Source organism: Frankia canadensis (assembly GCF_900197875.1).
GTDB lineage: Bacteria > Actinomycetota > Actinomycetes > Frankiales > Frankiaceae > Frankia > Frankia canadensis.
Map to the genome: position 1 here is coordinate 1 of NZ_FZMO01000037.1, position 19,053 is coordinate 19,053.

17 protein-coding genes are annotated in these 19,053 nt (G+C 72.1%); 7 read left to right on the forward strand and 10 right to left on the reverse strand.

Features of this window, described 5'->3' with window-relative positions; genetic code table 11:
* The first annotated feature begins 313 nt into the window (after window positions 1-313).
* Window positions 314-1,060 carry a chitinase gene (locus C1A33_RS04810; protein ID WP_243407199.1) on the forward strand — a complete coding sequence of 249 codons (747 nt, stop codon included), beginning with the start codon at window positions 314-316 and terminating at the stop codon, window positions 1,058-1,060.
* Window positions 1,060-2,265, forward strand: a complete 1,206-nt coding sequence (locus C1A33_RS04815; RefSeq protein WP_101830317.1) for a beta-1,3-glucanase family protein — start codon at window positions 1,060-1,062, stop codon at window positions 2,263-2,265. The genes C1A33_RS04810 and C1A33_RS04815 overlap by 1 nt, the downstream gene beginning before the upstream one ends.
* Before the next feature lie 63 nt (window positions 2,266-2,328).
* On the opposite strand, the gene C1A33_RS04820 is transcribed toward C1A33_RS04815, so the two are convergent.
* The 4 genes from C1A33_RS04820 to C1A33_RS04835 all read right to left on the reverse strand — a co-directional run bounded on the left by C1A33_RS04820 (window position 2,329) and on the right by C1A33_RS04835 (window position 6,674).
* The gene (locus tag C1A33_RS04820; protein ID WP_101830318.1) at window positions 2,329-3,189 is read right to left on the reverse strand and encodes a TauD/TfdA dioxygenase family protein; all 861 of its coding nucleotides are present in this window, start codon (window positions 3,187-3,189) and stop codon (window positions 2,329-2,331) included.
* Window positions 3,190-3,341: 152 nt separating this feature from the next.
* Window positions 3,342-4,451 carry an amidohydrolase family protein gene (locus C1A33_RS04825; RefSeq protein WP_101830319.1) on the reverse strand — a complete coding sequence of 370 codons (1,110 nt, stop codon included), beginning with the start codon at window positions 4,449-4,451 and terminating at the stop codon, window positions 3,342-3,344.
* A gap of 116 nt (window positions 4,452-4,567) precedes the next feature.
* Complete coding sequence (locus tag C1A33_RS04830; protein ID WP_101830329.1) at window positions 4,568-5,383, reverse strand: enoyl-CoA hydratase-related protein; 816 nt, start codon at window positions 5,381-5,383, stop codon at window positions 4,568-4,570.
* Between the two features lie 37 nt (window positions 5,384-5,420).
* Window positions 5,421-6,674, reverse strand: coding sequence for an ABC transporter substrate-binding protein (locus C1A33_RS04835; protein WP_243407200.1), 1,254 nt, complete (start codon window positions 6,672-6,674; stop codon window positions 5,421-5,423).
* A gap of 547 nt (window positions 6,675-7,221) precedes the next feature.
* Between C1A33_RS04835 and C1A33_RS04840 the strand changes: the two genes are divergently transcribed.
* The gene (locus C1A33_RS04840) at window positions 7,222-7,668 is read left to right on the forward strand and encodes an NUDIX domain-containing protein (RefSeq protein ID WP_101830321.1); all 447 of its coding nucleotides are present in this window, start codon (window positions 7,222-7,224) and stop codon (window positions 7,666-7,668) included.
* A gap of 131 nt (window positions 7,669-7,799) precedes the next feature.
* Window positions 7,800-8,339, forward strand: coding sequence for a DUF1707 SHOCT-like domain-containing protein (locus tag C1A33_RS04845; protein WP_101830322.1), 540 nt, complete (start codon window positions 7,800-7,802; stop codon window positions 8,337-8,339).
* Window positions 8,340-8,511: 172 nt separating this feature from the next.
* Here the strand turns inward: C1A33_RS04845 and C1A33_RS04850 are convergent, their stop codons facing one another.
* A complete protein-coding gene (locus C1A33_RS04850; protein ID WP_243407201.1) occupies window positions 8,512-9,174 on the reverse strand; it encodes a TetR/AcrR family transcriptional regulator in 663 nt (220 codons plus the stop codon).
* Window positions 9,175-9,243: 69 nt separating this feature from the next.
* On the opposite strand from C1A33_RS04850, the gene C1A33_RS04855 reads away from it, so the two are divergent.
* Complete coding sequence (locus tag C1A33_RS04855; RefSeq protein WP_101830323.1) at window positions 9,244-10,782, forward strand: NAD(P)/FAD-dependent oxidoreductase; 1,539 nt, start codon at window positions 9,244-9,246, stop codon at window positions 10,780-10,782.
* A 19-nt stretch (window positions 10,783-10,801) separates the two neighbouring features.
* Here the strand turns inward: C1A33_RS04855 and C1A33_RS04860 are convergent, their stop codons facing one another.
* The 3 genes from C1A33_RS04860 to C1A33_RS04870 form a co-directional block, all read right to left on the reverse strand.
* A complete protein-coding gene (locus C1A33_RS04860) occupies window positions 10,802-12,289 on the reverse strand; it encodes a glycosyltransferase family protein (RefSeq protein ID WP_243407202.1) in 1,488 nt (495 codons plus the stop codon).
* Between the two features lie 294 nt (window positions 12,290-12,583).
* A complete protein-coding gene (locus tag C1A33_RS04865; protein WP_101830331.1) occupies window positions 12,584-13,132 on the reverse strand; it encodes a flavodoxin domain-containing protein in 549 nt (182 codons plus the stop codon).
* A 159-nt stretch (window positions 13,133-13,291) separates the two neighbouring features.
* Window positions 13,292-14,839: a CYTH and CHAD domain-containing protein gene (locus tag C1A33_RS04870; protein ID WP_101830325.1), complete on the reverse strand. Its 1,548-nt coding sequence runs from the start codon at window positions 14,837-14,839 to the stop codon at window positions 13,292-13,294.
* Between the two features lie 206 nt (window positions 14,840-15,045).
* Between C1A33_RS04870 and C1A33_RS04875 the strand changes: the two genes are divergently transcribed.
* Together C1A33_RS04875 and C1A33_RS34600 are read left to right on the forward strand one after the other, a co-directional pair.
* Window positions 15,046-15,345 (forward strand): hypothetical protein, encoded by a 300-nt coding sequence (locus C1A33_RS04875; protein WP_101830326.1) that lies wholly within the window; start codon window positions 15,046-15,048, stop codon window positions 15,343-15,345.
* A gap of 92 nt (window positions 15,346-15,437) precedes the next feature.
* On the forward strand, window positions 15,438-15,932 hold the full coding sequence (locus C1A33_RS34600) for a hypothetical protein (RefSeq protein ID WP_101830327.1): 495 nt from the start codon (window positions 15,438-15,440) through the stop codon (window positions 15,930-15,932).
* A 17-nt stretch (window positions 15,933-15,949) separates the two neighbouring features.
* Here the strand turns inward: C1A33_RS34600 and fdhD are convergent, their stop codons facing one another.
* Window positions 15,950-16,792, reverse strand: a complete 843-nt coding sequence (fdhD, locus tag C1A33_RS04885; RefSeq protein WP_101830328.1) for a formate dehydrogenase accessory sulfurtransferase FdhD — start codon at window positions 16,790-16,792, stop codon at window positions 15,950-15,952.
* 5 nt (window positions 16,793-16,797) lie between these two features.
* Window positions 16,798-19,053 (reverse strand): FdhF/YdeP family oxidoreductase (locus tag C1A33_RS04890; protein ID WP_207770167.1); only part of this gene is annotated, 2,256 nt, incomplete at its 5' end.

A 19,053-nucleotide genomic window follows, 5' to 3' on the forward strand; every position in this document is an offset into this window, starting at 1 on the left:
CGCGTCGAGGTAGCGCGCCGTCGGCGGTCCGCCGGCCTCGCCGCCGGCGTCGGCATCGACCACCGCACCGCCGGCCACGACCGCCCCCGCCACGACGGCGCCGGCCACCACAGCGCCGGCCACTACAGCGCCGGCGCCCGCCAGTGGCGGCGGCGGGTTCAGCCCGTACGTCGACACGTCCCTGTACCCGCCGGCGGATCTGGTCGCGACGGCGAAGGCCACGGGCGTCGACGACTACACGCTCGCGTTCGTCCTGTCCGGCGGCGGCTGCACGCCGAAGTGGGGCGGCGTCTCCGAGCTGAACCAGGACGGGGTGCCGGGCCAGATCGGTCAGCTGCGGGCGCTCGGCGGCGAGCCGCGGGTCTCCTTCGGCGGCGCGAACGGCATCGAGCTCGGCCAGGCGTGCACCAGCGCGACGGACCTCGCCGCCGCCTACGGCGAGGTGATCAGCACCTACGCGCTGACCCGCGTCGACTTCGACATCGAGGGCGCGGCGACCGCCGACACCGCGGCGAGCACCCGCCGGGCGCAGGCCATCGCCTCCCTGCAGCGTGACGCCGCGGCGGCGGGCCGGACGCTGGACGTGTCGTTCACCCTGCCCGTACTGCCCACCGGCCTGACCCAGGACGGTGTGAACCTGCTCGCGAACGCGAAGGCGAACGGGGTGAACGTCAACACGGTCAACGTGATGGCGATGGACTTCGGCGACGGCGTCGCCCCGAACCCGGCCGGGCGGATGGGCCAATACGCCATCGACGCCGCCACCGCCACCCAGGCGCAGATCCGCGGTGTGTTCGGGCTGTCCGACGCGGACGCCTGGCACCGCCTCGCCGTCACCCCGATGATCGGCGTCAACGACGTCGCCACCGAGGTCTTCACCGTCGCCGACGCCCGCCAGCTCGCCGCGTTCGCCGCGCAGCACGACCTGGCGTGGCTCGCGATGTGGTCGCTGACCCGGGACAAGCCGTGCCCCGGCGGGGCCACCGGCTCCGCGCAGCCGACCTGCAGCAGCATCGACCAGCAGCCGCTGGACTTCGTCCGCGCGCTGTCGGCCCGCTGATGCCGACCCGACGGCTCCTGCTCGGCGGCGCGGGTGCGGTGGCCCTCGGCGCCGCCACCGCGGGGACCGCGAAGATCCTCGACCGGTCGAGCGCGCCCGGACGACCGGTCGGCGCCCAGCTCGCCGCGGCGGCGGTGCCGGCCGGCGCCCTGCCGCTGACCATCGTCAACCACACCTACCGCTACACCAACGCGCAGATCCGGGTGTACATCGTGGGCACCGACCTCGGTACGGGCCGGCAGGTCGCGAGCCACCCGGACGGCTCCACCCGGACGGTGTCCGCCGCCGACAACGGCGCCGACGGCTTCGCCGACCTGTCGATCCCCCTGGTGGACGACGGCGACACGCGGCTCGCGGTGCCGGCGAACATGTCCGGGCGGATCTACGTCTCGATCGGCGACCCGATCCGTTTCAGGGTCGTCACCGACGGCGCGGGCAACGCGGCGCTGCAGCATCCCGCCGGCTGGGTGGCGAGCGATCCGAGCTACCGGGTGCTGCACGACTTCGTCGAGTTCACCCACAACCCGGCGGGCATGTTCTGCAACACCACGATGGTCGACATGTTCAGCGTGCCACTGTCGATCCGCCTGCGCGGCGCCGCCGACCAGACGGCGGGCACCATCCCCCGCGGCGGCCGGGACGCGATCTTCGCCGACCTGCGGGCCGCGTCCGCGTTCGCCCCGCTGGTTGTCGACGACCTGCGGGTGATCGCCCCCGGGCACGGCATCGAGAGCGGCATCTTCCCCGCCGGCTACTACGACGGCTACATCGACGCGGTGTGGAACCGGTACGCGTCCACCCCGCTGACGGTCGACGCCGGCGGGGCGACGCGTACCGGCCGGGTGCGGGACGGGGTGCTGCGCTTCGACGGCGGCGTCGCGCCGATCTCCCGGCCCAGCACCCGCGACGTGCTGTTCTGCGCCGGGGCGCTCGCCGCTGCGAACGACGGGCTGACCGGCCCCGTCGCCGCCGTGCTCGGCGCCGGCTTCAACCGCTCGACCCTGCTGACCGGCGCCACCCAGCCGACGGGTGACCCCGCCGGCTTCTACACCGACGCGGTGACGAACGTCTACAGCAAGGTCATGCACGCGCACGCCGCCGACGGCCGGGCGTACGGCTTCCCGTTCGACGACGTCGGCGGCTTCGCGTCCTACGTGCAGGACACCACGCCGACGTCGATGACCCTGTCGCTCACCCCGTTCTGAGCGACCCGCCCGTTCGGGAGGACGGTTCCGACCCCTCCGAGGAGCCGCCCTCCCGAGCCCTGTTCACGGCCCGGGTGACACAGACGCGTGGACGCCGGGGATGCCGCGGGTGCTGATCCGGTAGACGAGACGCCGCTCGCCGTCGCGGTCGCTGTAGACCGTCGGCGTCGCGCTGTGTACGACCGACCAGTTGTCCCAGATGAGGATGGAGTCGACCTCGGCCCGGACCTCCTGCTGGAAGCGCGGCCGCAGGACGAATCGCTTGAGCTCCAGCAGCAGCTCGATCGCGTCAGCCTCCGCCATCCCGACGATCCCCGCCGCCGTCCCGGAGAAGCCGAACAGCGAGCGGCGGCCGGTGACCGGGTGGACAGCGACCAGCGGATGGGTGACGACGGGCAGGTCGGTGGTGGAACCGCGGCCGCGCACCTCGCCGGCCGTGGTGACCTTGCCGCCCCGGGGGTCGTGCAGGACCACGAGGTCATCGACGCGCCTGCGCATCGCCTCGGGCAGTGCCTCGTAGGCGGCGGCGGTGTCGGCGAAGCGGGTGGAGTTGCCGGACGCCGGCATCTCCCGGGTGTAGAGCATGGTCACCGCGGCCGGCACCGCCTCGTAGGAGCTGTCCGAATGCCAGTGCATCGCGCCGTCGCGCGACTCCGGCGAGGTCGCCGGCGAGTTGGTGATCCTGATGATCTCGGGATAGTCGTTGTCCCGGTGACGCGGGACGAAGAAGGAGATCGGCGTGCCCCAGGCACCACCGAAGCGGGCGTACTGCTCACGGGAAAGCTGGTGCCCCGGTAAGAGCAGGACTCGGTTGCGGTAGAGCGCGTCGGTGACCGCGCGGACCGCGTCGTCCGACAGCTCGCCGGTGAGGTCCAGGTCGGTGATGGTCGCCCCGAAGGGGCCGACCAGCCTCGTCTCGATCATCCTCGGTCACTCCCGCCTACCGTCGTCAAACCATGTACCTGAACCATGCCGATGTCCGGATCCGTCGACGTCCGGCGGTGCGGACCTGCTCGCCCCGGCCGGCGCCCGGTCCGGGGCGAGCAGGTCCGCGCTCGCGCGGCGGCGGGCTCCCGTCAGTTCGCCGGCGGGCGGCCGACGTGCGGGAACAGTTCGAGGAACGCGCCCATGGTGATGCGGTCGCGGGTGGCGTCGTCGATGCCGTCGAACAGGTTGTGCAGCGTCTTCTGGGTGTGCCCGTAGGTCCCCTCCATGTGGGGGTAGTCGCTACCGAACATGACGTTGCGGTAACCCATCGAGGTGAACGTCGGGATCGCCGTCTCGTCGTGCTGGAACGAGGCGTAGATGTGCCGGTTCATGTAGTCCTTGGGCTGCCGGTCGAGCTTGGGCCAGACGAACATCGGCTGCTGGCGCGCGGACTCGTTGAGCCGGTCACCGAGGAAGGGCACCCAGGTCGCCCCGCCCTCGGAGACCAGCACCTTCAGGGTCGGCTGCCGGTCGAAGACCCCGGAGGCGATCATCATGGCGGCGGCGCGCTGCCCGCCGTAGCTGGTCTCGTTGAAGTTCAGCAGCGCCCCGCCGCGGCCGCGGTAGACGACGTTCTCGCCGTCGGTACCGATGTGGAAGGCGATGACCTGCCCAGCCTCCTCGGCCGCCGCCCACAGCGGGTCCCATGCCTCGTCGTTCCAGTGCGGCCGGCCCGCCGGTGGCACGGTCGGCAGGAACACGGCGTGGTAGCCGAGGCCGGCGCAGCGCTGCAGCTCGGCGACGGCGTCGGCGGTGTCGAGCAGAGGCAGACTGGCGGTGGCGACGAAGCGGGGCGAGAGACCCTGCAGCGCCTCGACGGCCCAGTCGTTGAGCGCCTTCGCGGCCTCGCGGACGAGTTCCGGATCCCGGATCAGGGTGGCCCACATCCCCAACGACGGGTAGGTGACCTCGCCCCAGATGCCCTCCTCGTCGAGGTCGGCGAGGCGCAGCCGCGCGTCCTTCGAGCCCGGCGGACGGTGGCTGATCTGCTCGATCGTCTGACCCTTGAACTCACCGTCACGGATCGGCTTCGGCATGGGACGCCTGATCGTCTGACCGTCGACGTGCAGCAGTTCGTAGCCGTCGAACTTCTCCGACCTCGGCATCCGCTCCGCCAGCCGCGGCGGCAGCGCCTGGGCGAACAGATCCTCCGGCTCGAGGAAGTGGGAGTCCCCGGAGTTGGCCCAGATCTTGTCCATCACGCGCCCTTCAGCGTGGCCCGCCGCGGCCACGCCACCGGCAGGCACCCAACCTCAATCAGTCACCCCATTGTAATGAATCTGCTTGATTGCCACATCCGGACTGGATGCGGCCGTCAGGCGCGGAAGACGGGAGCGCGCCGCTCGAAGTAGACGCGGGTGGCCTCGGCCTGGTCCGGAGTCCCGATGTTCGCGGCCATGACGCGCAGCTCGGCAGCCATGCCCTCCTCGACCGTCGCGGTCAGTGAGGTGCGCAGCAACGAGGTGACCCCACGCACGGCCAGAGGGTTGCGGCCGGCGACCATGCGCGCGAACGCGAACGCCTCGGCCCGCGGGTCCGCGCACACCCGGGTGGCCAGGCCGGCGGCTACGGCCTCCGTGCCCGACAGCAGCCGACCGGACAGGATCAGGTCCATCGCCACGTCCGATCCAACCAGTCGGGGCAGCAGCTGGGTGCCGCCCATGTCCGGCGTGATGCCGAACTCGATCTCCCGCAGCCCGAGCTTCGCGTCCGCGGTGACGAATCGCAGGTCCGCGCCGAGCGTGAGCTGCAGCCCGCCGCCGATGGCGGCGCCGTGCACGGCGGCGACGACGGGCACGTCCGCCGCGCGCAGGGCCGAGACGATCCGCTGCCCCCGCCCGGGGATGCGCCGGCCGCCGGCGGCCGGGTCGCCCGGGTCCGCGAACGGCTTCTCGCCGGCCTCGCCCTCGGCGGCGAACGCGCGGAACTGGTCGAAGTCGAGCCCCGCACAGAATCCGTGCCCCACCCCGGACAGGACGACGGCCCGCACCGACGCGTCGCCGGCGAGGCGGGTGGCGACCGCCAGCAGCTCGTCGAACATCGCGTCGTTGATGGCGTTGCGCTTCTCCGGCCGGTTCAGCCGGACGTCCGCGATGGCGTCGACGATGTCGCACTCGACCACATTGCTCACGACCCCCACCGTAGTCCGGGGCGGGGGCTCGCGCCGGTCACGGATTCAGCAGGTGACCGCAGAGGTTGGGCTCCACGACGACGAATCCGCTGCCGGTCGTGTTCGCCTGCACGAACGAGTAGCACGTGGTCGGACGAGCCGGGCCGACCCGGAAACTGATCGTGTTGATCAGACCGTCCGCGTCATAGCTGTTCACCCCGCGCAGCGCCTCGATGAACCGCGCCCGGGTGGGGCAGGCGCCCGCCAGGTCCAGTCCGCGCAGGAAGATATCCGTGCTGATGTACGCGGCGACGGCGATGTCCTGCTCGGGCTGGGTGACCTGCGGGGCGAAGCGGTGCATCGCGGTGACGTAGGCATTGATGCCCGGACCGCCGAGCTCGAACGGGCGGTAGAACACCGGCACGGCGATGCCGGCCATCCGTGGGCCGTAGGTCTGCAGCAGGTCGTGGTCGTAGCCATTGGCGGACAGCACGACCTTCGGGTTGTAGCCGCCCCCACGCAGCGCGTCCACGACGTCGACGAGATCGTGCGGCTCGATGACGCCGACGACGGTGTCGGCCCGCGTCGCCGCGATCCGCCGCGCCACCAGCGCCGGGTCGTCGACCCCGGAGGTGTAGGTGACCGTGCCCAGCACCTGCACCCCGGCGGCCACCAGGCTGCGCGCGTAGGACTCGGCCGCGCTCGACTGCGCCGGCGACAGGGCGGTCTGCAGGATCACCGCGCGGCGTCCACCCCGCTCCTGGACGAACTGCCCCTGCGTGTCGACCGCGGCGCCGGTGGAGGTGGTCGCGGCGAACATGTTGGGCGCACGGGTCCAGATGTCGTCCGAGGCCATGCCGGTGACGGGCACGCCTCGCTGGGTGAGGTAGGCGGCGCTACCGGCCGCGGCCACCGACAGCTCGATCAGCCCGAACACCCCCCGCTGCTCGACGAGCTCGCGCGCGCCGATGCCGTTGGGCAGCGGGACGCCCTGGTCGTCACGCCACTGGTAGGTGATCCGCCGGCCGTGAACGCCGCCGGCGGCGTTGGCCGCCCCGAGCCGGGCGTCGATCCCGGCCCGGGCGGCCGCGTAGATCCCCGCGACCGGCCCGGAGTCCGGGTAGAGCACGCCGAGGCTGATCTGATGGTCGTCCACCCCGGGCGACGCGCAGGCCGCCACGGATGCCGGGTCGGACGACGAGCACCCCGCGAGCCCCGCGCCCACGGCGAGCAGGACCGCGGCAACCCCCGTGGCCGCGAACCGTCGTCCGAGCGGCCGACGGAGAAGGGACCCGGGACGTCGAGTGAACACCGTTTCTCCCTGGGGCGGAGCGGCGGAATTCCGCGATATACGGCAGACCCTGCGGGAATACCCGCGCAGCGGAGGGAACACTACCAAGAGATTCCGGCCCCGCGGGGGCCGAGTGGCGCTTCCCATCCACCGCACCCGAAAGGGGGAGCTGACCCCGTGAAGCTTGGCCTCAAATTTGCCAAGGATTCACCGAGCGGCCACCGCACGGCCTTTCCGGGACACTGCCGTCAGTGTCCCGCAGGCTACCGGACCAGCAACGGGACGCCAACGAGCACATTATCAAGCCATCGTGACGCCTTTAACATGACCAGCGCCGGGGACGATGCGGGACCGACCTGTCCCCCACTGGTCCCGCCGTCTCGCCGTCTCGCCGTCTCGCCGTCTCGCCGACGTCCTTCCGGGGTGATAGGACCAGCTGTCCTAACACCGGGTTTCAATCGGGTGACGGGTGCGGACGGCGCACCCGCGGAGCGATTCGACCGCACGCCGGTGCCCGGAACGCACCGGATGCCGCCGCATCGCACGCGTCGCACGGTAGGTTGGCGCCGTGCGCGAGGAGCACCGAACCCCGGTGGACGTCCTCCTGCTGCTGGTCCGTGACGAGCGGATCCTGCTCACCCTGCGCGCCGGCGACATCTACGGCAGCGGCTGGTGGGCGCTGCCCAGCGGGCGGATCGAACCGAACGAGGACGTCGTCAGCGCCGCCGTGCGCGAACTCGACGAGGAGCTCGGCCTCACGGTCGCCGCCCGGGACGTGACGTTCGCCGGCGTCACCCACGCGCTGCCGCCGGACAGCGAGGCCCGCCTCGGCTTCGGGTTCGCCGTGCGTCGCTGGCAGGGCGAGCCGACCATCCGGGAGCCCGACGTGTGCGCGGGCCTGTGCTGGCGTTCGCCGACCGACCTGCCCGACCGCACCCTGCCGTATACCCGGGAGATCGTCCGCCTCCATCTCACCGGCGAGGCCTTCTCCCGCCCCGGCTGGCCGGACCGTTAGACCCACGTGCCGAGTTGGTCGCCCGACGAGAGTTGCGGGCCCGGTCGGCCGGAGCTGTCGCAGAGACGCGGCGACTAATCCGATATATCGTTGAGGGCACGGTATGGCGTGGCCGCCGAAGGAGGAGCGGGATGGCGGACGGTTCTGTGGGTCTCACCCCGGTGAATCTCAGCAAGGGGCGGGCGGCTCCTCGTGGCGGGCTGCGGGCCAGTGACGCGGACCGCGCGGCGGCCGCCGACTGGGTGTGCTGGGCCACCGGCACCGGCCAGCTGTCCCTGGAGGAGGCGGACGACCGGCTCGCCCGCGCCTACGCCGCCCGCACCCTCGACGAGCTCGCCCCGCTCACCGCGGACCTGCAGCCCCGGCCGCGCACCGAGCAGCCCGCTCCCCGCCCGTCGGCTCCGGCCGCGTGGCTACGCGAGCGCGGCGCGGCGCGGCTGCGTCCTTACCTGGTTCCGGTGGCGGTCGCGTCCTACATCGCGTTGCTGGTGCTGGTCTCCCGCGGGACCGGCTGGTTCCCCTGGCCGCTGCTCCTCGTCGGCCTCTTCGTCGCCAAGGCCCACCATCACCGCCACGGCGTCGACCAGCCCCGCCGCCATCACCACCGCGACCACCATCATCACCACCGCCACCGCACACACGACAGCGAAGCCAGCCGCGTCGGCGGCTGAGCCGGACCAGACGCTGAGCCGGACCAGACGCTGAGCCGGACCAGACCTTGAGCCGGCTCAGGCGCCCGCGGCGGGCAGCTCGTATCAGCGAAGGGTAATCCGCGCGCCCTGGTTGTTCAGCTGGGTGAGCCATGTGCCGAATCGGTGCTACCGGCCCGTCCGCCGGCCAGGGCTATGGACGGTAACCGCGGACGAAGAGTGCGACGCTGGCCGTGCGCGCGGCGGCGAGCGCGGCCTCGTCCGGACCGTCCGCCGCCGCCCCCGCCACGTCGCGCAGCGCGGACAGCTGCCAGCCCGTCCCCCACACCAGCGCGATGAACTGGCCCGACGCGCGGACCGGATCGTCGATGCGCAGCAGGCCGCCGTGCGCGAGCCGGGTGAGGTGGGCGCCCACCTCGGCGAAGACCGGCCGGGCCACCCGGGTGCGCCAGATCTCGAACAGCTCGGGGCGGCGCGACCCCTCGGTCCGCAGCAGCTGGCGCAGCGCCACGCTGCGCGGGTCACGGGCGATACCGGCGAGCCGCCTGGCCAGCTCGTCGAGCTGGGCTGCGGGATCGGGCGCCGCGTCCAGCGGATCCGCCCTGACCTCGTCCAACGCCTCGAGGGCCATGGCCAGGTGGGCCTCGACGACCGCCTGGAACAGGGAGTCCTTGTCGCCGAAGTGGCTGTAGACGGTCTGCCGGGACACGCCCGCCTCCCGCGCCACGTCCTCGAGCCTGGCGGCCGCGAAGCCGTGCCGGACGAACAGCCGCAGGGCGGCATCGATGATCGCCTGTCTCTTCGCCGGAAGCCCCCGCGGAGCCGGACGCCGGGGCCTGTCGGTCGGACCTTCCACCCCGCCAGGCTAGTCTTGGACATTCATGTCCAACTCTCTGGACATGATCGACTATTGAGGAGCAGTCCGATGCCTCTGAACAGCCCGGCGGATGACCTTTCCCGCACGGTCGTCATCGGCGCCGGCCCCGCCGGCCTGACGGCCGCGCACCAGCTCGCCGAGCGCGGACTGCCGGTGTCCGTCTTCGAGGCCGACGACGTCGTGGGCGGCATCAGCCGCACCGTGGTGCGGGACGGCTGGCGCTTCGACATCGGTGGTCACCGGTTCTTCACCAAGGTCGCCCGCGTCGAACAGCTGTGGCATCGGATCCTCGGTGACGAGGATTTTCTGATTCGTCCTCGCATGAGCCGGATCTACTACCGCGGAAATCTCTACGACTATCCGCTCCGCCCCCTGAACGCGCTGCGCAACCTCGGCCCGCGCGACTCCGCCCTCGCGCTCGCGTCGTATGGCTGGGCGAGGCTCCGGCCACCCCGGGATCCAGATGCCGACTATGAGGCGTGGCTCGTCTCCCGCTTCGGCTGGCGTCTCTACCGGACCTTCTTCAAGACGTACACCGAGAAGGTCTGGGGAATGCCGGTGAGCGAGATGCCCGCCGACTGGGCGGCCCAACGGGTGAAGAACATGTCACTCGCCGCCGCCGTCCTGGACGCGGTCCGGCCGGGCCGCGGGCGTTCCGACATCACCAGCCTGATCGAGCGGTTTCACTATCCGCGGCTCGGCCCGGGAATGATGTGGGAGGCGGCCGCACGTCAGGTCGTGAAGATGGGCGGATCGCTCACCCTGAACGCGGCCGTCACCGCGGTGCACCGGTCGGGCGGCCAGGTCGGCGCCGTCACGGTCACCCCCACGTCCGGTGAGCCGTACCAGGTGGCGGCCGACCACGTGATCTCGTCGACGCCGCTGTCCACCCTGGTGGCGAGCATCGACCCACCGCCTCCGCCGCCGGTCCTCGACGCGGCCCGCGACCTGCGGTACCGGGACTATCTGACTGTCGCGCTGGTCGTACCGCAGGAGTTCGGCTTTCCCGACAACTGGATCTATATCCACGACCCCGGGGTGCGGGTCGGCCGGATCCAGAACTACGGATCCTGGTCGCCGTTCATGGTGAAGGACGGGCGGACCTGTCTCGGGCTCGAGTACTTCGTCTTCGAGGGAGACGACATGTGGTCCCGGTCGGACGACGACCTCGTCACCTTGGCGATCGCGGAGCTGGAGACGCTGGGCCTGGTGCGGCCGGGCGCCGTCGAGGCCGGCCATGTCGTGCGCGTCCCCAAGGCGTACCCGACCTACGACCAGTACTACCGGCGCAATGTCGAGGTGATCCGTGCATGGCTGGCTGCCAACCTCCCTCAGGTACACCCGGTCGGCCGCAACGGCATGCACCGTTACAACAACGCGGACCACTCGATGCTGACGGCCATGCTGACCGTGGAGAACATCCTGGACGGCACCGACCACGACGTCTGGTCCGTCAACGTCGACCAGGAATACCACGAGCAGACAACCTCCGCCGGCGCCGACGCCGGTACCGATGACGGACCTGGCTGGGCCCGCGGCACGGGGCGGGGCGCGCCGGTGGTCCGGCGGGCCGCGCGCCCGTCGTGATCCAGGCCGAGGCAGGGAGCTACCCCAGGTATTCGGCGACGACGCCGAGGTAGGTGTCGGTCAGCAGGGTTCGCTGGCGCGACAGGAAGTGCAGAATGCGCACGCCGGACGCCCGGGCCTCGTCGACGGAGGCGAACGCCCTGGGGCGGCGGTTCCAGCTCGAGTCGAGGGTGCGCACCCGCAGGCCGCTGGCGGCGATCGCGCGGACCAGGGCGAGCTGGTCCTCGCCGCGGAACCGGTTCCACTCCCGGTGCCAGCGGTCGAAGGCGTCCGCGGTGCGCCTCCCCTGCCCGAACAGCATGACACCGCTGTTGTAGTAGCGGCGCCCGGTCAGGCCCAGGTCACGCATGAGCTGGTATTCCGGGGCGCGGCGGGCCGGGTCGTTGACGCTGTGTGCCAGCACGTGCCCGACCGACGCGTGCATGTCCGGGGCCATCGCCATGTCGTGCCCGGCCAGCTGCTCCCAGATCTCGCCGATCGAGGAGATCACCACCGTGTCGGCGTCGAGGAACAGGGTCCGCTCGAACGACCATCGGTACAGCTGGGTCTTGTGGAAGCGGCTGGCGAAGCCGCGGGACAGCTCCCCGACGACGTGAGCCTCGCATTCGAGGTCGGCGAGGTCTCGGCTCGGCCGGTCGGTGACGACCCGGACCGGGCCGTCGTAGCCGTGCAGCCGCAGCGTGCGGGCGCTGTCCGTCGCCAGCCGCCCGTACTCCTCGCCCAGCGCCAGGTACAGCACCCCCTTCGACGGCGACCGGCGCGGTCGCCGCGCCCCGTTCGTTCCCGGACGGGCGGCCGCGGGAACGACGTCGACCCGGTCGCGGTCGACCTGGTCGCGGTCAGGTTGCCGGGGCAGGCGGGGAGCAGGGGCGTGGGCAGGGCCTGCCGGGCGCAGCGCCGGCCAGCCGAGGTCGAGGGCGGCCCGCATGAAGTCCACCCGGCGCCGCAGGTGGTCGGGGCGCCGGTGCAGCGCGTGTGGATCAGGTAGTTCGGCCTCGTTCATGAGCGTCGCCGGATCGGGATCGGACGGGGTCAGATAGTTGCGCAGTCCGCCGCACAGCCGCATCGCCACGCAGAGCACCATGTCGTCCTCGGGCACCGTCTCGTCGACATAGTTCATCAGCCAACGGAGCTGGGCGACGTGGTGCAGATTTCTGGTGCGCACGAAGAATCCCCGGACAAGAACGTCCACCTCCCGCGCCCGAGGCAGCCGCGGCACGTCACGGGGGCTGTAGACGCCGGATTCGGGAATGACTCGGCCAAGCTGCCCGATCACGCCCAGATCCGGCAGCGATCCGGCCGTTTCAACGAAGTGCTCGACGCACCGCCGGCCGGGCACCATGTCGTCGTCGACGAAGAACGTGAACTCGTGGTCGTACGCGGCCAGCGGCACGAACCGGGAGTACGGCCCGGTGTTGTGCTGCCAGCGGTAGACCCGGTCGGCCGCGCCCAGGACCTCCGCCGGCAGCGCGAACCGGGGCTCGGGGTGAGTATCGCAAATCGTCACCGTACATGCTGTCGATTGGTTACGCAGTGCACGAACAATCCGGCCGACGTTTTGCGGCCTCTTCCAGTTTATGACAACGGCTTCAACGTTTTTTGCGGCAGCCATCGACAACGTCCCGGGGAAGTGAAGGCACAACAGCAGTGGAGGCGAAGGAGGTGAGCCCACGCGCGCGGACAGGCGGAGCCGTGCGGAATCACGGCGCTCCTGGCGCGGACGGGGTTGGTCTAAATATTGCCACGCCAGCCGGGGGGCGCCCACGCACTCCCGAAAGCTCCCATCTCTACGTGATGCAGGTCACATGGCAACGTTCGTCGCCGGAGCGTCCGACGCCGTTCGGACAAGACGCAACCGCGCCCGCTCCCGCCCGGCCGACGCTCCACCGCTCCCCCAGGCCGGCACCGCCCGCAGCTTCCCCAGCGGCACCGCGGCCACGACGGCGTCGGCGAGGGAACCGAACGCGCCGGGGCCCGCGGGAAACGGGACGCCGACGGTCACCACCCCGCGGGCGTCGACCAGGGCGGCCATCTCTGCCAGCTGGGCCACCGGCGCCAGTCGGTGGGCTGTGGCGGCCGACACCTCCGGATCGGCGGCGACGAGCCAGACCGGCATCCGGGCCAGCAGGTCACGTCCCTGATGCACCAGGCGGCGGGCATCGCGCGCCCAGCGGCCGCCGCGCAGCGCGCCGGCCACGACCACCGCGTCGAAGGGGGCCACGCCGCCCACCTGCCGCACCGGGCTGACCTCGGTGTCCAGCCCTCGGGCCAGCAGCGCGGCGCCGAGCGCCGCGGCCACCCGGCCGGCCCCCCCGTACGTCGTCCCGTACACCACCAGAGCTCGCGTCACCGCAGCCTCCACCCGCGCCGTCCGGTTCGTCCCGGCATGGACGGCACACATCCGTCGCACGCTCGTAACTCAGTGGACATCCGTGGCGCGGCCCACACCAGCCGCCGAACGTCGGCGCCGCGGGGGACATCCGGACCCGCTGCGGCAGGAGATAGGGCGCTAAGCGTGCCTGCGGGAGCGGCGCAGCCAGCGGCGCAGGCGGGGGCGGCCGGCGTCGGCCCAAGTGGTCTCGAAGGAGGTCAGCAGCGTGCCGGCGCGGGCGCGTTCCTGCCCGGCGAGCAGGCCATAGGTGAACGACGACTCGCCGGCGAGGTTCGCCGAGACCGCGAGGCGGCGCAGCCGGGCCAGCGCCACCACGCTGTCATGATGCTCGCCGAGCTCGTTCTGCACCCGCCGGGCCCGCTTCGCCAGGCGGACGGCGTCCCTGCCCGCCACCGGCTCCATCAGCTCGCAGGCATAGCGCAGCCGCTTCGCCGCCTTGCGGGCACCGTGGTAGGCGATGTCACGCTCCGCGCCGGCCACCGTGATCGCGCGGGCACGGTCCACCCGCCGGGTGAGCCGCCGATCGGCCTTGGCGACCAGCTTCGGCAGCACCGCCCGGGCCCGCCTGCGCGCCAGGTCGGTCTGCTCCGCGTCCCCGACGAAGGCGAGCAGCTCCTCGACGAAAGTGAGGTACCGCGACCCGCGCAGGTAGTCGAGTGCCGCCTCCCGAGCCCGCAGCCGCTCCCCCAGAAACGTCTCCTGCACGCGGGCCCGCACCGGGCCGAGCAGCATGTCGACGGGCTGCTCAGCGAGTGCCCGGGTGAAGCCGGCGAGCAGCACCTCGGCGTCGCGCGGCTCGCCGAGCACCTCGCCGATCTCCCGCAGCCCGGCCTCGATCGGCCCGGCCCGCCCGGCGTCGAACAGCGGCCGGAAGGTCTGGACGGTGCTGCGCAACCGCCGCGCGGCGACCCGCATGTCGTGCACGGACTCGGGCGCGTCGATCCGTACTCCCGGATCGTTGTCGAGCAGCGCCGCGGTGTGCTCGACCAGGTAGGCGTGGATGACCTCGCCGGCGGTCGCGGAGGCGGTGGGGCGCGGCCGCTCGGCCTCGAGATCGGGCCGGCCGACGTCGACGGCGAGGGCCCGGCGCAGCTTCGACGGCAGCACCGCGGGCCGAGCCCCGGCCTCCCGCAGTATTTCCCCGGCGGCGGGCAGCAGCGCGACGGCGGCCGGGTCGAGCGCCTCGATCTCGATCTCGCGCCACCGGGAGACGATCGTCCGCCGCCCCATCGTGCGAGCGTTGACCTCGTCGTCGGCGACCTCGAGCAGATCGTGCCCGGCCGCGTCGCGCAGCCGCCGCACCCGCCGCACGGTCGTCACCCGCGCCACCGGATGCAGCTCGGCGCCCCGAATCCGGACGGCGACCAGATCAACCAGGTCGTCCGGGACGTGACCCGCCTCGCCGAGCGGGCGGCCGATCTCGTCGCGGGCGCCGTCCGCGGTGGGGATCTTGAGGTGCCAGCCGGCGTCGTCGCCGCCCTCCCGGCGGCGCAGCGTCATCCGGTTGCGGGCCAGGCGCAGATCGTCGGTGTCGAAGTAAACGGCATCCAGCCGCTTCTCACCACGATCCGCGATCGAATCTACGCCCGGGACGCCGTCGAACGGAGGCACCCGGAACGCCTCGTTCACGGCGAACGTGTGCTCCACCTCATGGACGACGGTCATGATCGGGCCTCCCCACGCCAGTGCGCTGTCTCGCACCCGTTCCCCACCCTCAACCCTGAAACCCTGAAGCTCCACGCGAGTCGGCCGCCCGGCTCCGATGGCCCTCACCGGGGACCACCGGGGACGCCGGACGGGCCCGTCCCCCGTCTGGCGCCACCGGTAGCTCGGTCGTGGTTGCATTTCGGTGCAAGGCGTCACCAAGATGGATGGCCACCGGGAGGGACGACGGCACCCGGCTGCTGTCCATCGGCCGTCTGCGCCGCCGGCGGCCGCTCTGGCGGTGGGAACTCGCCTGCAGGCCCGCCGCCGAGGGCCGGGCCTTCAAGCACGGTCGGGCGGTGCCCGCGCTGGCCTGGGGGCTGCTCGGCGCCACGGCCGGTGGGGTAGCCCTCGGCCTCGTCTCGGGGAGCTGGGCGTATGCGCCCCAGGGCGTCTTCCTCGGCGCCGCCTATGTCCTGAACGCCTGGGCCTTCACCGGCGGCGCGCCCCGACTGCCCTTACTGTGATCGATGCCAACCGCCGTCAACCGCACTGTTCTGGGGGATACGTGACACGCAGGCGCATCGGGAGTACCAGGGTCCTGGCGATGGTATCGGCGGTGTTCGGACTGACCATGGCCCTGGGCGCATGCAACAGCGGCCAGCAGCAGGCGGCCGTCCCCACCTCCACTGTCGTGGACACCGCGAGGTCCGAGACACCCACCGCCACGGCATCCCCGACGCTGGCTGTCACCGCATCCCCGACGTTCACATCCCCGACGTCCGCGTCCCCGACGTCCGCGTCCCAGGCGTCCGCGTCCCAGGCGTCCGTCGCCACCGCGTCCCCGTCACCCGTCGCCGCGATCGCCGACGCGGTGAAGCGTGATCCAGACGTCGCCCAGGACGCGGTCGTCGAGAAGGTCACGGTCTCCTCGATCGACCCCACCTGGGCCGTCGCCGCCGCTTCCTCACCCACCGCCGGCGGCGCCCAGGCGGTGCTGCACCGGACCCGCGGCACCTGGAAGGTCGTGGACCTCGGTTCCTCCGAGGTCGGCTGCGGCGTCGGCGTCCCCGCCGCCGTCAGGACCGAGCTCGGCCTGGAATGCCCCAGCTGACCTGGTCTCGCCCCCGGTCAGGTGAGGGTGACGCGGTGGGGGGCGGTGTAGATGTTCATCGTGTCGCCGCGGACGAAGCCGGCGAGGGTCATGCCCGTCTCCTCGGCGAGGTCGATGGCGAGGGTGGAGGGAGCGGAGACGGCGGCGAGCATCGGGATGCCGGCCATCATCGCCTTCTGCACCAGCTCGAAGGACACCCGGCCGCTGACCACCAGGATCTGGCCGGTCAGCGGCACCCGGCCGGCGCGCGCGGCGGCACCGATCACCTTGTCGACGGCGTTGTGGCGGCCGACGTCCTCCCGGACGATCCAGGGCACACCGTCCGGCCCGGCGAGGCCTGCCGCGTGCAGGCCGCCGGTCGTGGCGAACAGCCGCTGGGCGGCGCGCAGCGCCTCGGGCAGGCCGGTGACGATCTCGGGCCTGACCCGCAGCGGGTCGTCGGCGACGGGGAAGCGGCCGCGCAGCCGGACCGCGTCGATGCTCGCCTTGCCGCACAGGCCGCAGGAACTGGTGGTGTAGAAGGCGCGGGCGACGTCGACCTCGGGCGCCGGCACACCGTCAGCGAGCGTCACGTCGAGGACGTTGTAGGTGGGCCGCCCAGCCTCGTCGACGGCGCCGTCCTGGCCCACGCAGTAGCGCATGGCGGTGACGTCGCGCCCGTCGCCGATCACACCCTCGCCGAGCAGGAAGCCGAGCGCGAGGTCCATGTCGTCGCCGGGGGTGCGCATGGTGACGGCGAGCGCCCGCCCGCCGACCCGGATCTCCAGCGGCTCCTCGCCGGCGATCGTGTCCGGCCGGACCGCGGCCTGCGCGCCCGCCCGCACCCGGATCACCCGCCGCCGGTCACTGGCCCGTCCCATCCGGTCTACTCCTGCGCCGCACGGGCGCCCGGCTCCGCACGGACGACCGGCTCCAGGCGGACGACCAGGGATTTCGACGTGGGCGTGTTGCTGCGCGCGGCGGTGGAGTCCAGCGGGACGAGGACGTTCGTCTCCGGGAAGTAGGCGGCGGCGCAACCGCGGGCGGTCGGGAACGCCACGGCCCGGAAGTTCTCCGCGCGACGGTCCGCGCCGTCAGTCCAGACACTGACCAGGTCGACATGGTCGCCGTCTGCGATGCCGAGCGCGGCGAGGTCGTCGGGGTGGACGAACACCACCCGCCGTCCGCCGCGCACCCCGCGGTAACGGTCGTCGAGGCCGTAGACGGTGGTGTTGTACTGGTCATGCGAGCGCACCGTCTGCAGCAGCAGATGCCCGGGCGGCACGCGCAGGATCTCCACCGCGTTCACGGTGAACGCCGCGCGCCCGTCCGGCGTCGGGAAGGTGCGGCTGTCCCGCGGCGGATGCGGAAGCTGGAAGCCACCCGGCGCGGCGAGCCGGGCATCGAAGTCCTCGAATCCCGGCACCACCCGGGCGATGTGACCGCGGATCCGCCGGTAGTCCCCGGCCAACCCCGACCAGTCCACCGAATCGTCCGCCCGGCGGGCGAGGGTGGCCTCCGCCAGCCCGCAGACGATCGCGACCTCCGAGCGCAGGTCCGGCCCGGCCGGCGGCAGCGTGCCCCGGGAGGCGTGCACCATGCCCATCGAATCCTCGACGCTGACCTGCTGCGCCCCACCCGCCCGCACATCGACCTCGGTGCGCCCCAACGTCGGCAGGATCAACGCCGCCCGCCCCGTCACCGCATGGGAACGGTTCAACGTCGTCGACACCTGCACCGTCAGCCGACACGCCCGCATCGCCGCCTCGGTCACCGCCGAATCCGGCCCGGCCGCAACGAAGTTCCCACCCAGGCCGAGGAACACTCGCACCCGACCGTCACGCATCGCCCGGATCGTCTCCACCACGTCATGGCCGTGCGCCCGCGGCGGAGTGAAGGTGAACTCGGCACCCAACGCGTCAAGGAATGCGTCGGGCATCTTCTCCCAGATTCCCATCGTGCGGTCACCCTGGACGTTGGAATGCCCGCGCACCGGGCACACCCCCGCCCCCGGCCGGCCGATGTTCCCCCGCAGCAGCAGGAAGTTCACGACCTCCTGAATCGTCGCGACCGCGTTCGCGTGCTGGGTCAGGCCCATCGCCCAGCACACCACCACCCGGTCGGCGGCCAGCACCCGGCGGGCCAGCTCGTCGATCTCGGTGGCGGCGAGCCCCGTCGCCACGGCGATGTCGGCGTCGGTCAGGTGCGCACGAACATGGTGGACGAACTCGGTGAATCCGCTGGTGTGCTCGGCGAGGAAGGCGTGGTCGAGCACCGTGCCGGGGGCCGCGTCCTCCGCGTCGAGCAGCCGGCGCGACAACCCCTGAAACAGCGCCATGTCCCCGTTCAGCCGGATCTGCAGGAACTGGTCGGCCAACGCCGTGCCACGCCCCACCATCCCCCGGGCGTGCTGCGGATTACGAAAACGCAGCAACCCCGCCTCCGGCAATGGATTCACCGCGACTATACTGCCGCCCGCCCGCTTCACCCGCTCCAACGAACTAAGCATCCGCGGATGATTCGTCCCCGGATTCTGCCCCACCACCAGCACCAGATCCGCGGACTCCAGATCGGCCAGTGTCACCGACCCCTTACCCACTCCGATCGTCGAGGTCAACGCCGCCCCCGACGACTCGTGACACATGTTCGAACAGTCCGGCAGGTTGTTCGTCCCGAACATCCGCGCGAACAACTGCCACACGAACGCCGCCTCGTTGCTGGTGCGCCCGGAGGTGTAGAACGCGGCCTCGTCCGGGCTGTCGAGAGCCCCCAGTTCGGCGGCGACGATTCGGAACGCCTCGTCCCAGCCGACCGGGACGTAATGATCCGCGCCCGGCGCCCTGTACACCGGCTCCACGATCCGACCGCGGCTGCCCAACCAGTGGCCGGAGCGACCGGCGAGGTCGGACACCGGATGCGCCGCGAAGAACTGCCGCGTCACCCGGCTACGGGTCGCCTCCTCCGCCACCGCCTTCGCGCCGTTCTCGCAGAACTCGGCGACGGACCGCTCCCCCGGCGGCGGCTCCGGCCACGCACACCCCGGACAGTCGAACCCGTGGTCCTGGTTGACCAGCCGCAGCGTCCGCACCGCCCGGCCCGGCCCCATCCGCTCCCACGACTGCGCCAGCGCGTGCCCCACCCC

Excerpts from the sequence above, each read along its gene's own strand:
- C1A33_RS04870 (WP_101830325.1), bottom strand. The coding sequence starts at position 14,839 with ATGACCGTCGTCCATGAGGTGGAGCACACGTTCGCCGTGAACGAGGCG.
- fdhD (WP_101830328.1), bottom strand. The coding sequence starts at position 16,792 with ATGGGACGGGCCAGTGACCGGCGGCGGGTGATCCGGGTGCGGGCGGGC.
- C1A33_RS04825 (WP_101830319.1), bottom strand. The coding sequence starts at position 4,451 with ATGGACAAGATCTGGGCCAACTCCGGGGACTCCCACTTCCTCGAGCCG.
- C1A33_RS04815 (WP_101830317.1), top strand. The coding sequence starts at position 1,060 with ATGCCGACCCGACGGCTCCTGCTCGGCGGCGCGGGTGCGGTGGCCCTC.
- C1A33_RS04875 (WP_101830326.1), top strand. The coding sequence starts at position 15,046 with ATGGCCACCGGGAGGGACGACGGCACCCGGCTGCTGTCCATCGGCCGT.
- C1A33_RS04855 (WP_101830323.1), top strand. The coding sequence starts at position 9,244 with ATGCCTCTGAACAGCCCGGCGGATGACCTTTCCCGCACGGTCGTCATC.
- C1A33_RS04845 (WP_101830322.1), top strand. The coding sequence starts at position 7,800 with ATGGCGGACGGTTCTGTGGGTCTCACCCCGGTGAATCTCAGCAAGGGG.
- C1A33_RS04820 (WP_101830318.1), bottom strand. The coding sequence starts at position 3,189 with ATGATCGAGACGAGGCTGGTCGGCCCCTTCGGGGCGACCATCACCGAC.